Here is a 12537-nt window from a genome sequence, read left to right as displayed (position 1 = left end):
GTCCCCGGGTTCCCCGGCGTGTTGTCCCCGGGTTCCCCGGCGTGTTGTCTCAGCCCGATCTCAGTCGGCCCGGCCACACTGGGGTCATGCGCATCCTGGTGGTCGATGACGATCGCGCTGTCCGGGAGTCGTTGCGACGGTCGCTGTCGTTCAACGGCTACACCGTCGACACCGCGAGCGATGGCATGGAGGCCCTCGACGGCATCAAGTCGGAGAGGCCCGACGCCGTCGTGCTCGACGTGATGATGCCCCGGCTCGACGGGCTGGAGGTGTGTCGTCGCCTGCGCAGCACCGGCGACGACCTGCCGATCCTCGTGCTGACCGCCCGCGACAGTGTCTCCGAGCGGGTGTCGGGTCTCGACGCCGGCGCCGACGACTACCTGCCCAAGCCGTTCGCGCTGGAGGAGTTGCTCGCGCGCCTGCGCGCCCTGCTGCGACGGTCCGGCGCGGACGTCGAGGCCGATTCCGAGTCGATGACGTTCTCCGATCTCACGCTCGACCCGGTGACGCGCGACGTGTCCCGCGGGGAGCGGGCCATCAGTCTCACGCGCACGGAGTTCGCGCTGCTCGAGATGTTGATGGCCAATCCTCGGCGCGTGCTGACGCGGGGGCGGATCCTCGAGGAGGTGTGGGGGTACGACTTCCCGACCTCGGGCAACGCCCTGGAGGTGTACATCGGCTACCTGCGTCGCAAGACCGAGGCCGACGGTGAATCCCGCCTGATCCACACGGTCCGCGGGATCGGGTACGTGCTGCGCGAGACCCCGCCGTGATGCCGGCGGGCCCCGGTCGCGACGGTGCCCCGACAGGACATCCCGACCGCCCGTCGTTCGAGCCGACATATGGCCCCGTCGACACCCCGCTCTCCGGATCGCGGCCGGCGGCCGCCCCCTACGCCACCTGGCATCCGGTCCCCGGGGACATGCAGCCGGTCGACGGGTCGGGCGGACCGCCCCCGCAGCATCCCGGCGGGCGCGGTCCGATGCGGGAGGCCACAGCCCTCACCCGGTCCATCTCCCTGCGGATGCGCGTCACCCTGTTGGCGGCCACGGTCGTCGGCATCGCGGTCGCGGTGATGGCGGCCAGCGCGTACGCGGTCGTCTACCGCGCCATGTACGCCGACGTCGACGCGCAGCTAATGAACCGGGCCGACGGCATGACGCAGCTGGCGCGCCTCGGACTCCTCGAGTCGTCGCCGGAGAACCTCGTCGCGGGCACCATCTTCTCTTCCGACATCTCCGTCGCCCTGGTGCGACCCAATGGTCAGGTCTTCCAGATCGGCGAGGTCCCGTTCGGTGTGGTGGAGCGGGACGTCGCGGCGGCGGATCCGTCCTCGTCGGGCGCGTCGAGTCTGCGCACCGTCGACAACCAACGGGTGTTGGCGCGCAAGCTCGCCGACGGGAACACCCTCGTGATGGCGCAGAGCCTGGATCCCACGGACAAGGTGCTGGGTCGGCTCGCGTGGGTCCTCGCGATCGTCGGTGGGTGCGGCGTCATCCTCGCCGCCGTGGCGGGGACGACGGTGGCGCGCGCGGGACTGCGGCCGGTCGCACGATTGACCCAGGCCGCCGAACGGGTGGCCCGCACCGACGACCTCGAGCCGATCACGGTGACCGGCAACGACGAACTCGCCCGTCTCACCGACAGTTTCAACGCGATGCTGCGGGCGCTGGCCGAGTCGCGGGAACGACAATCACGGCTCGTGGCCGACGCGGGTCACGAGCTGCGCACCCCGCTCACCTCGTTGCGGACGAACCTGGAGCTGCTGATCGCCAGCAACGCCCCCGGTGCGCGCTCGATCCCCGCCGGTGACATGGCGGAGTTGCAGTCGGACGTGATGGCGCAGATCGAGGAGTTGTCCACGCTCGTCGGCGATCTCGTCGACCTGGCCCGAGACGACGCACCGCAGACGATCGCCGAGGAGATCGACCTCGGCGAGGTGGTCGACCGCTCGCTGGAGCGTGTCCGCCGGCGTCGCAGTGACGTCGAGTTCTCGGTGTCGATGGTGCCGTGGTTCGTGTTCGGTGAGTCGAACGGCCTGTCGCGGGCGGTGCTCAACGTCCTCGACAACGCGGCCAAGTGGAGTCCGCCGGACCAGCCGGTGCACGTCGAGCTGCGGTCCGTCTCGGCCGACCGCGCCGAGCTCACCGTGTCCGACGCGGGTCCCGGGATCCCGGAGCAGGATCGAGATCTGGTCTTCGAGCGCTTCTACCGATCGGACTCGGCGCGGTCGATGCCGGGTTCGGGTCTGGGGCTTGCGATCGTCCGGCAGGTGGTGGTCCGTCACGGCGGCTCGGTGCAGGCGGGGGAGTCGCCGCTCGGTGGCGCCCGGATCCGGATCGAGTTGCCCGGTCGGCCGACGCCGGGTCCCGGGCCGGTCGACGACGGGCGGTGACCTCGCCGTGACCATCCACGCGTGAGGTGAGTTCCTTTCGGTACTCATCGACAGGTCTCAGACCTCTCTCAGGACCCCCCGCCAGGATTAGGGTCAACAGGTACGACGACGCAGCTGTGCGTCACTCCCCGCGGAGGGTCCCGCGTCTCACGACGCCGGCCGGCCCGAGCCGCTCCGGAGCAGCGATGGAGGACTTCGACGCATGAGCGACAACCAGGACGATCCCGGGTCACGCCAGGGTGGCGAGCGCGGCGGTGACGCGCAGGACACCGGCGGCTGGTCCGGCCAGGGACGCCACGAGGGCTCGTCCTCGGACTCGCAGGGATCCGCCGACCAGCAGGACACGTCGCGCTACTACCCGGGCCACCAGGGGTCGGCGCAGAACCAGCCGTCCTACGGGCAAGCCTACGGCTCCGACCAGCAGCAGCCCTGGTCCCAGCAGTACGGGTCCCAGCAGTACGGAGGCGGGCAGCAGTCCGATCCGGGGCAGTACGGCCAGTACGGCTCGGGCCAGCAGTACGGGTCGGGTCAGCAGTACGGCTCCACCCAGCAGTTCGGCTCGGGCCAGGACGACTCGACGCAGCAGTACGGCGCCTACACCGGTGGCTTCGCGTCGCCGACGTATCACCCCGCGCCGGTGGCGACCCAGAACCGTGGCGGGTCGCGCGCGGGTCTCGTGATCGGCGCGATCGTCCTGGCGGTCGTCGCCGGAGGTGTCGGAGGCGTCGTCGGTGCCGGTGTCGACAACACCTCGAGCCGCTCGCTCTCGTCGCCGCTCGGCGGCGACAGGGACACGTCGCAGCCCGTGCAGGGCGAGGCCGGGTCGGTGCAGGCCGTCGCGGCGAAGGTGCTGCCGTCGGTCGTGTCGATCGATGTGCGCGTCGGCAACAGGGAGGGTGAGGGCTCGGGCGTCGTGCTCAGCCAGGACGGCTTCATCCTCACCAACAACCACGTCGTCACCGCCGAGTCGGGACGGTCGGGCAATCTGACGGTCAGCTACAACGACGGCAGCACCTCGGGTGCGACCGTCGTCGGCGCCGACCCCATCTCCGACATCGCCGTCATCAAGGCCGACAAGACCGGTCTGACACCGATCACCGTTGGGACGTCGGGCAACCTGGCCGTCGGCCAGAACGTCATCGCCGTCGGGTCGCCCCTCGGACTGGCCGGCACGGTCACCACGGGCATCATCAGCTCGTTGAACCGCCCGGTCTCGACCCAGGGTGAGGACAACAGCACCGCCTCGGTCATCGACGCCATCCAGACCGACGCGGCCATCAACCCCGGCAACTCCGGTGGTGCCCTGGTCAACGCGAACGGCGCGCTGATCGGCATCAACACCGCGATCGCCAGCCTGTCCGACAGCTCCAGCCAGCAGGGCGGCAGCATCGGCCTGGGCTTCGCCATCCCGATCGACCAGGCCATGCGCGTGGCCCAGGAGTTGCAGCGCACCGGTCGTGCGACGCAGGCCGGGCTCGGTGTGTCGGTGCAGTCGTCGGGCGAGAACGCCGCGACGCCCGGTGCCCTGATCTCCGCCGTGCAGGCCGGTGGTGCCGCGTCGAAGGCCGGCATCCCGTCCGGCTCGCTGATCACCAAGGTCAACGACAGGGTGATCTCCTCCGGCGACGCCCTCGTCGCGGCCATCCGTTCGCACGCCCCCGGGGACACCGTCTCCATCACCTACACGGCCAACGGGTCGTCCAAGACCGTTCAGGTCACCCTCGACACACTCGACACCGGAGGCCGCTGATGACCCTCGACAAATCCTCGACGATCCTGCGGATCCTGCCGCAGCCGCCCGCCGCCGACATCCTCGACGAACTCGGGTCCGTCGGACTGGGCGTCTCCTCGCAGGATGTCGCCGACGCCGACCGGGCCGCCGAGCGACTCGCGGCCGGGTCGCGGCAGGATGACCGCATGACATCGGTGAGCCTGGAGTCCAACGACCTCGGTCGTGCCCTCGTGGTCGTCGTCGACGACCGCGCGGCGCACGGCGAAGACCAGACCCTCATCGGCCCGCTCGTGGGCGAGCTGCTCACCGAGGCCGGCTTCCACGTGGACGCGACCATCGCCGTCTCCGCCGACGAGGTCGAGATCCGCAACGCGCTGAACACCGCCGTCATCGGTGGTGTCGACCTCGTGATCTCCGTCGGCGGTGTGGGCGTGCGACCGCGTGACGTCACCCCGGAGGCGACGGCGGGTCTGCTCGACCGGTCACTGCCGGGGATCGAGGAGGCCGTGCGCAGTTCCGGTCTGGCCGCCGGTGCGTCGGACGCGGGGCTGTCCCGTGGTGTCGCCGGGATGTCGGGTCAGACCCTGGTGGTCAACCTGGCCAGCTCCCGTGCGGCTGTCCGCGACGGCATGGCCACCGTGACCCCGCTCGCCGAGCGCATCATCTCCTCACTCACCGAGCTCTGACGCCAGAGGTCATGTCCGACAAGCACTCCGACGACGCTCCCATGCAGGAATCCGCATGGGAGCGTCGTCGTCGGTTGGCACGGATCTTCGGCGACGACCTGCCGTCGGTGACGGCAGATGAGGCAACCCTAACCAAGAGTGACGGAGATCACGATGGTGCGGGGTCGGGTTCCGAGCGCTGGTACCGGGAGAACAAGCCCCCGCATCACGAATGACCACGTCAGGCGAGCGCGCGGTCCGGTGATGCCCGATTCGTCGTCTATGCCACGATCGCTCGGCCTGTCGTGGTGATCCGGTTCGGATGTACCCATTTCGTGACCGGGCCGAGCCCATCTGTTGTCCGGTCAAGCCCCCCGGGTTAACGTTCCGATCGACAACGCACCACAGATGAACTGACGGTGCCGCGTCGCCGCGGGTCGGGCCGGGGCGGTGGCGTCACGAGGGCTCGACGCGGAATTAACCTCCGCGAAACGTCGGGCAACTCAACCGTCAAGTGCCCACGCAACGATTTCGCGGAACCGTCAGGTCACACCGGGCTACGCTTCGCCACAGTCTGGTTCACAGCACGTCCTTGAGAGGGAACGAATGAGCACGAAGAGCAAGCTCGGTCTGCGCCGCCTCGCAGCGGCCGCCGCCGTCGTCGCGGTCTCGGCCGTCGGTCTGGCCAGCATGGGCGCGGGCAATGCTGCCGCCGGTGCCCTCCCCAACGGATCCAAGACCACCGTCGGTGTCGACGGCACCACGATCAAGCTCGCCCGCACGGGCGAGGGGATCTTCCCCGTCAAGTCGCAGGCGAACAACGGCGCCGGTCGCGCCGCCGAGACCTTCGGCAACTTCTTCGCCACCTACCCCAAGGGCACGTCGGGCAAGCTGACCGTCGGCTACCTCATCGGGTGCCAGATCAACATCGAGGGCCTCAAGGGCGGGCTCGGGTTCAGTGTCGGCGGACCCAGCGCCAGCAACGCTCTTCCGCTGCCCAGCTTCGGATTGTCCGGCTCGCTGACCGTGCCCCTGTCGCCCGGCCAGGTGCAGACCGTGGCTGTCGGCGCGAAGGAGCTGAAGGGCACCACGGCGGCCGTGCAGCTCCAGCGCTTCCAGATCGACGTGCAGCAGTGCGGCGGCTACGCGCAGGCCCGCTCGATCGCCGTGCTCGAGACGACCGGCGACTATTACATCAAGTCCACCCTGTACGGCGTCCCGTTCACGCTCGGCTGAGCAGCAGATCCGTCCTTCCATCTCCGATAGACCCATCTGCTGCACGCAGAACGACTTTCCTGAAGGGGAAACCATGAACACCAGCACCAAGCGTCGCGCCGGCGCGGTCGCCGGCCTCGCCGCCGTCTCGGCCGTCGCCCTCTCCAGCCTCGGCGCCGGCGGCGCCGCGGCCGGCCCGCTGCCCGGCGGGTTCACCTCCCAGACCCTCGTCGACGGCACCAAGGTGACCGTCCGACTCTTCGACGAGTCGGTCGACCGTCGCCAGCAGTCCACCGTCGCCCTGCCGACCAGCCGCAACGTGCTGGTCTCGGGCAAGGTGCTCGTCACGGTCGGCGGCTCAGGTGCCACCGGCGGTGCGATCGACGCCGGCTACATCGTCGGTTGCCAGCTCAACTTCGGTGCGGGCGCCAACGCTCAGGGCGGCCTGTCGACGGAGCAGATCTTGGATGCGGCTAAAGCTGCAGGCACGACAGGGGATGGTGCGGACCTGTCCAACAACTCGATCGGCAGCTCCTTCGAGCTCTCGCCGGGCAAGGCCACCGCGGTCAGCGTCGTGAAGAACGGTGACGACACCGGCTTCGAGTTCAAGGGCACCCGCGCGGGCTTGGCGTACAGCCAGGAGCAGTTCCGCGTCGACGGCTGCGCCGGCTTCGCCGAGGCCAAGGCCTACGTGAAGGTCAAGGTCTCGACCGACGCGGTCGACGGCTACGTGACCCTCGTCGGCAAGCCGTTCAGCATCGGCTGACACAGCACGAACCCGACAAGACGGGGAGCGGCCCCCAGGGTCGCTCCCCGTTCTTCGTGTATTCATTCGTCGTGCGCAATAAGGGTGGTCCATGTCACCTTCGATCGGCACAATGGACGGGTCGCTCGGAGCCGGTGGAGAAGACCCGGTGTCGAGCGGGACACGGGCACAGGATCATCGACGGGGTAGGCGGTATGAGCATGGGTGCGACGGTCGGCAGCGGGATGGGGAACCGCGGCCTGGACGACGGCAAGTTGCTGGAGTTCGAGCTGGGGTGGTTCCAACGCGGTGGGGGGCCCACCGACAAGATCCGCGAGGAGTTCGGGATGGGCGACGTGGAGTTCTTCCACCGCCTCCGTGAGTACCTGGACAACCCGGCCGAACGCGTCGACGACGGCGGGACGCTCCCGGCTCACGTCGTCGAACAGATGAAAGCCGTGTGCCGCAAACGCCTCTGGTTGGCGCGCGCCGCGTAGGGCGACGCCTGGGTCACTCGCCGACGGGCCGCGGTTCCGCAGTGTTGTCCCGGGTCAGGCCGGGAGCGGCTGCGATCGTCCGTCGGCGCAGACGATGCCGCACCACCAGCGCAGCGATCACGACGATGACCACGCCGATCACGACCTTCGACGTGGTGCCCAGGACGTTCTCCACGCGCTCGTACGAGGAGCCGGCGCCGTAGCCCAGGCCGGCCACGACCGCCGCCCAGATGGCGCCGCCGATCGCGTTGAAGATCGCGAAGGTCTGTAGCCGCACGCCGGACATCCCCGCCAGGCCGGGCATGAGTGCTCGCAGGGCCGCGGTCCAGCGGCCCACCAGGACCGCCAGGGCGCCGCGTCGACGCAGTTCTGTCCGGGCGCGCTCGACGTGCTCGGGTTTGACCAGGCGCTCCGGGAGCTTCGCGAGCAGTGCCTGACCCCACCGTCGGCCGACCTCGAATCCGATGAAGTCCCCGATGACCGCGCCGGCGATCGCCGCGACGAGCACCTCCCACAGTTCGAGTCGGCCACCGCTGGCGACGACGCCTGCGATGAGAACCGCGATCTCACCCGGGATGACGACGCCCACGAACACCGACGCCTCCAGTGCCGGGAACAGGAACGCCATCAGCAGCACCAGCCACGGCGGGAGGTCCAGCAGCCATTCGACGATTGCGCTGATCACACGTGCACACTATCGGCGCTGTGGCGACACCCACCGTGGTCTGGGTTGCCGCAGGAGCGCACCGTGGCGCGGCGGTTCAGCGTTGTGGGAGCGGTGCAGGTCGCCGGTCGCGTCGCGCGACGACGGCGACGAGAACCACGATCGCGATGACCCACCCTGCGGTGACGGGTCCGGTTCCCCATCCGAGGCCGCCGTGTCTGGCGTCGGCGAGCCAGTCCGCGGTGGATGCCCCGAGGGGCCGCGTCAGCACGTAGGCGATCCAGAACGCGGTCACCGCGTTCATCCCGAGCCGCCACCCCACCAGCGGAAGGCATATCGCGACCCCGAAGACGACGGCGGACAGGAGGTAGCCGAGGTGCAGCGACGCGGCTGTCCAGTCGCCGAGTGCGGTACCGAGCGCGAATGTCGCACAGACGGTCGCCCAGTAGTACAGCTCCGCACGGCGGGTGGTGATGTCGTGCACGTCGAGGGATCCCGTGGCGCGTCGCCATGTCCAGAGGATCACTGCGACCGCGACACCGAAAACAGCGCTGCTGACCACGTACGGGATGCCGACGGCGTGGATGACGTCGGCGACGACGGTGCCCAGCACGCTGACCATGCTGACGGCCGCCCAATAGCGCCACGCGTAGAAGGACGTGGAGCGGAACAGGACGACGAACGCGGCGATGAACGCGGCGAGGATGATGACCCCGGCGATCTCCGGTGCGAGGTGGGTCCCGAGGTAGTCGGACAGCGTCTCGCCCATGCCCGTCGTGAGGATCTTGATCGTCCAGAAGAGCGCGGTCACCTCGGGCACTCGCAGCCACACCGAGGAGGCGGGAGTGAGACGCGCCGACGGTGCCGTCATCGAGCCATCAGGCTGTGCAGTCATGGGCGACATGGTGCCCGACGGTTGCTGAGACGACGCTGAAAGCAGGCTACGGCTGCGTTTCCGGGTCGCCGGCGATCCCACGGTGTCCGATGTCGCCCTCACCGAGGCTCCGCGACAGCCGGCAGAGTGCGGGGTTCGCCGGCCAGGATCGCGAGGGTGACCGACGTGAGCGCCTGGGCGCAGACGAGGCCCGTGAGAACGATGAACTGGAATCGGGCCGCCTGGGTGGCGTCGGCACCGGCGATGAGCGCACCGACGAACGCGCCGGGCAGTGTGACCAGGCCGACTGTCCGTGTCTGGTCCAGTCCGGGGATCAGCGCCTCGGTCACCGCTGTCCGCGCGGTGTCGAGCACGGCTCGCCGGGGCGGGGCGCCGATGGCCAGCCATCCCTCGATCTCATCCCTGTTCGATCGCATGCCGTCGGTGAGGCGACGGCCCGTCAGGGTCGCTGCCGTCATGCATCCGCCGATGACGATGCCGGACACGGCCACCAGGGTCCTGCTGTCACGGTCGAGGACACCCGCACCCACGATGAGGCCGATCGTCACGGTGGCGCCGACCCCGCAGGAGGCCGCGCACCGGAACACGGCGTGATCGATGTCCGTCAGTCGCCGGGCCGCGGTACCGACGGCGACCGTGAACATCACCGCGACGATCACCCCGACGAGCCACCCTGTTGTGATCGCTGCATGCAGCACGATGGCGACGACAGCGAGTTGCACCGCTGCCCGCGAGACGGCGGGGATCGCGGCCCTGGCGTGGGCCGTGCCGAACCAGGTGAGAAGAGCGACGGCGATCGCGACGAGAACGACGGCGCCCAGTGCGAGTCTCGCCCAGGAATCCATGGCGATGATCGTCCCCGAGTCAGGGGCTCGGTGCAGCCACGGCCCGGCTCACCACATCTGCCGACGTCACCAGCATGGCGGGGACCGCCATCCACCCCGCGACCGCGAAGAGGGCCACCCCGGTGATCAGGCCGGTGGACGTGAGCACGCACGTGACGACGGTGGTCAGTGCGAGCGGTCCGGTGGTGTCGTCGGTCGTCCTCCGTGCGACCACCCCGACGACACCGGCGACCAGAGCGAACGACAGCCCGGAGAGCATGGCCGCCGTTCGGGTCTCGACCGAGAACGTCTCTGCCGGCACGCGAACGGCTCCGACCACGACGGGCAGGGTGAGGATCTGTACCGCACTCGCCGCGATGACGACGACCGCTGACAGGCGAGCCGAGAACCGGGTGTCGGCGGAGGGGATCGTGGACATCGCACGCCACGCGGCGACGACCGCGAGCATTGGACAGAGAACTGTGACAGTGGTCAGAGCGGTGGAGGCAGCGAGGCCGCTCAGATCCTCGGATGGGCCCGTCCCGTCGATTGTCACCCCCGGGAACAGTGGCGATCGGCAAGCCGCCGCAGCGCAGCACCACGCGGCCCCGAGGGCCAACGCTGTACTGCGTTGCCATCTCATGCTCGAGTCACGTCGTCCGGCACGGTCGTGGTGACGGTGACGACGAGGGCGACCGATTCGGCGAGAGTCACCGGGCACCTGCGGTCGGCGCGGCCGCACGCGCCGGCTTGCCGGTCGCCTCCGTGAGGTAGAAGAAGTCCCGCCTGTCCGGCTCGAGGTAGCGGTCAGCCGGGCCCGGCATGGCCGCGATCAGTTTGGTCGGCATTCGCGTCCCGTCCGCGCCTGGTGCCCACGTGCTGAACGCCGTCATCCCCGAATGCATGTCGAGCTCCATGCCACGGACCGCCCCGGCGGCCACCAGCGCCTCCGCGAGAGCGGCGAGGTCCATGCGGTTGCCGGCGACGTAGACGATGTCGTGATGACGGTCGACGCCGAGTGCGGATCGCCACGTGAACTGGTACTGCAGATGCGCTCCGCCCCACCGTGAATCGCTACGGCCGGCACGTGGAAGAGCAGCCCCGGCGTCGACGATCAGCTCGAGGTTCTGACGTGCGGCGACGAGGTGGCCGTCGGGGTGCACGTCTCGCCCCCACTCACCCACCGTCAGCTGTCCGCGGTCGTCGATCGCTGCCGTGGCCTGTCCGTCACGCAGCGCGCGGACCGTCCGTCCGTCGGCGACGACACCGCCGGTGATGTCGGAGAAGCGGAACCCGGAATTGAGGGTCGCGATGAGATGGGGGACGTCGGCGGGCGGAACGGACGCGATCCCGGACGGGCTGCTGCGTCGGGGCTCAGCCGTTCCGAGGACGAGGTGCGCGCGCAGCGCAACGGCGGGGAGCACCGCAACACTCGCAACCACGCTGGGGAGCGCCGGATCAGGTTCGAAGAGGCTGGTGTACACCGCCGGGCGACCGGTCGAGTCCCGTGCAGCGACCTGCCAGCCGGGCGGATGCAACCCACCCGACGGGGTGGGGAGGGTGGGCAGTGCGACAGACGCGTCGGTGGTGGTCGTGGTGGGGAACCGTCGCACATCTGCGGGGGCCTGCGACGGTCGGTGGTGGCTGTACCACCACGCCTCCGCGCCGTCGACGAGAGATCGCGCCCCGTGAGATCGCAGCCACGCCGAGGTGATGTCTGCGACCGTGGAATAGCCCGGCGCGGTGAGCGCGCGGACATAGGACTGCGCGGCCACCACCGTGAACGCGGTGAGGCAGGCGAGAACGATCAGGGCCGACGTCCGCCGGCGAGACCGACGAGCGCCTGACGTCGCGCTACTCGGGCGAGCGACCATGCCGCACCGTCGCCAGCGCAGTCGGGGCCAGACAACCGACGACCACCGCGGCCGCGGTCATGGCCACCCCGACCGCGCCCGGGCCGGCCGCGACGTCGGACGCCATGCCGCATTCCCGGGCGCACACCAGCGTCAGGACGAATGACGCCGTCGCCGCGTAGATCACCGCCGTGACCACGAGCCAGGTCGGGACCCGGACATGACCCGGGTGGTCCACGCAGCTCACGCTGCGGCTCCGTCAGCCTGTTGCTCGAGTCGATCGACCTTCGTGAACGTCAGGTATGCGACGAGGACGATGATCACGGCGAAGAACACCGAGTTCACCACTGTCGAGCCGAGGCCGAGTCCACCGGCGTCAGCGGGTTGGGTGAGCAGATCGCCCAGTGAGGCGCCGAGCGGGCGGGTGACGATGTAGGCGGCCCAGAACGCGAGCACCGCCGATACGCCGAGTCCGTAGTGGACCGCCGTGATCACCGCGATCACGGCGGCGAACATCAGCAGGGACCAGCCGTATCCCAGGGCCAACCTCTCCGAGATGAGGTCGCCGGCCGCGGTACCGAGCGCGAACGTCACCAGGATGGCCAGCCAGTAGAACGCCTCGCGCCGGGGAGTCCGGATCGAATGGATCGACAACGTCCGCTCGACCGACCACCACGCCGCGAACACGATGACGAGGGCGACCGCGAACACGACCGTCGTCGTGACCAGCGGCACCCCCAGGCTGTCGGTGAGGTTGTCGGTGATGAGGGTGCCGGTGACACTCACCACCACGACGATCCACCAGTACAGGGCCGGGACGTACCGGCGGACGACGAACTGCGCGGTCAGGCTGACCATCAGGAGGAGCACCGCGACGATGGTGGTGTTCACCAGGCCGAACCCGAGGGTCGAGTTGAGGTAGTCGGCTGCCGTCTCACCCACGGTCGTCGCCAGGATCTTGATCACCCAGAACCAGATGGTGACCTCGGGGACCTTGCTCCACGCACGTCGAACGGTGGAACGGGTGTCGACTGCTACGTCGGGGTGCATCG

14 protein-coding genes are annotated in these 12537 nt (G+C 69.5%); 7 read left to right on the top strand and 7 right to left on the bottom strand.

Going from position 1 to position 12537, the window contains the following annotated elements:
• Positions 1–86 precede the first annotated feature (86 nt).
• From LX14_RS01290 to LX14_RS01260, 7 genes are all read left to right on the top strand, one after another.
• The gene (locus tag LX14_RS01290) at positions 87–773 is read left to right on the top strand and encodes a response regulator transcription factor (protein WP_253645481.1); all 687 of its coding nucleotides are present in this window, start codon (positions 87–89) and stop codon (positions 771–773) included.
• Positions 774–922: 149 nt separating this feature from the next.
• Positions 923–2395: a HAMP domain-containing sensor histidine kinase gene (locus LX14_RS01285; RefSeq protein WP_372505350.1), complete on the top strand. Its 1473-nt coding sequence runs from the start codon at positions 923–925 to the stop codon at positions 2393–2395.
• 202 nt (positions 2396–2597) lie between these two features.
• Positions 2598–4145: a S1C family serine protease gene (locus LX14_RS01280; protein ID WP_253645479.1), complete on the top strand. Its 1548-nt coding sequence runs from the start codon at positions 2598–2600 to the stop codon at positions 4143–4145.
• Positions 4145–4813 (top strand): MogA/MoaB family molybdenum cofactor biosynthesis protein, encoded by a 669-nt coding sequence (locus LX14_RS01275; protein ID WP_253645478.1) that lies wholly within the window; start codon positions 4145–4147, stop codon positions 4811–4813. Before LX14_RS01280 ends, LX14_RS01275 begins: the two co-directional genes overlap by 1 nt.
• A gap of 585 nt (positions 4814–5398) precedes the next feature.
• Positions 5399–6028, top strand: a complete 630-nt coding sequence (locus LX14_RS01270) for an MspA family porin (protein WP_253645477.1) — start codon at positions 5399–5401, stop codon at positions 6026–6028.
• Positions 6029–6101: 73 nt separating this feature from the next.
• Entirely contained in the window at positions 6102–6773 is a 672-nt protein-coding gene (locus tag LX14_RS01265) for an MspA family porin (RefSeq protein WP_253645476.1), read from the top strand.
• Positions 6774–6967: 194 nt separating this feature from the next.
• The gene (locus LX14_RS01260; protein WP_253645475.1) at positions 6968–7249 is read left to right on the top strand and encodes a DUF3263 domain-containing protein; all 282 of its coding nucleotides are present in this window, start codon (positions 6968–6970) and stop codon (positions 7247–7249) included.
• Between the two features lie 13 nt (positions 7250–7262).
• Here the strand turns inward: LX14_RS01260 and LX14_RS01255 are convergent, their stop codons facing one another.
• The 7 genes from LX14_RS01255 to LX14_RS01225 all read right to left on the bottom strand — a co-directional run bounded on the left by LX14_RS01255 (position 7263) and on the right by LX14_RS01225 (position 12535).
• Positions 7263–7934, bottom strand: a complete 672-nt coding sequence (locus LX14_RS01255) for a DedA family protein (protein WP_253645474.1) — start codon at positions 7932–7934, stop codon at positions 7263–7265.
• A gap of 76 nt (positions 7935–8010) precedes the next feature.
• Positions 8011–8808 (bottom strand): COG4705 family protein, encoded by a 798-nt coding sequence (locus tag LX14_RS01250; protein WP_253645473.1) that lies wholly within the window; start codon positions 8806–8808, stop codon positions 8011–8013.
• A gap of 98 nt (positions 8809–8906) precedes the next feature.
• Entirely contained in the window at positions 8907–9653 is a 747-nt protein-coding gene (locus tag LX14_RS01245; protein ID WP_253645472.1) for an ABC transporter permease, read from the bottom strand.
• A gap of 19 nt (positions 9654–9672) precedes the next feature.
• On the bottom strand, positions 9673–10071 hold the full coding sequence (locus tag LX14_RS01240; protein WP_253645471.1) for a hypothetical protein: 399 nt from the start codon (positions 10069–10071) through the stop codon (positions 9673–9675).
• A gap of 271 nt (positions 10072–10342) precedes the next feature.
• A complete protein-coding gene (locus LX14_RS01235) occupies positions 10343–11506 on the bottom strand; it encodes a phosphodiester glycosidase family protein (RefSeq protein WP_253645470.1) in 1164 nt (387 codons plus the stop codon).
• Positions 11487–11732 (bottom strand): hypothetical protein, encoded by a 246-nt coding sequence (locus LX14_RS01230; RefSeq protein ID WP_253645469.1) that lies wholly within the window; start codon positions 11730–11732, stop codon positions 11487–11489. Before LX14_RS01230 ends, LX14_RS01235 begins: the two co-directional genes overlap by 20 nt.
• A complete protein-coding gene (locus LX14_RS01225) occupies positions 11729–12535 on the bottom strand; it encodes a COG4705 family protein (RefSeq protein ID WP_253645468.1) in 807 nt (268 codons plus the stop codon). Before LX14_RS01225 ends, LX14_RS01230 begins: the two co-directional genes overlap by 4 nt.
• Between the last annotated feature and the right edge of the window lie 2 nt (positions 12536–12537).

Origin of the sequence: Williamsia deligens, from assembly GCF_024171765.1 — a bacterium.
Classification (GTDB): Bacteria; Actinomycetota; Actinomycetes; order Mycobacteriales; family Mycobacteriaceae; genus Williamsia_A; species Williamsia_A deligens.
This window is presented reverse-complemented; position numbering and strand designations above follow the sequence as displayed.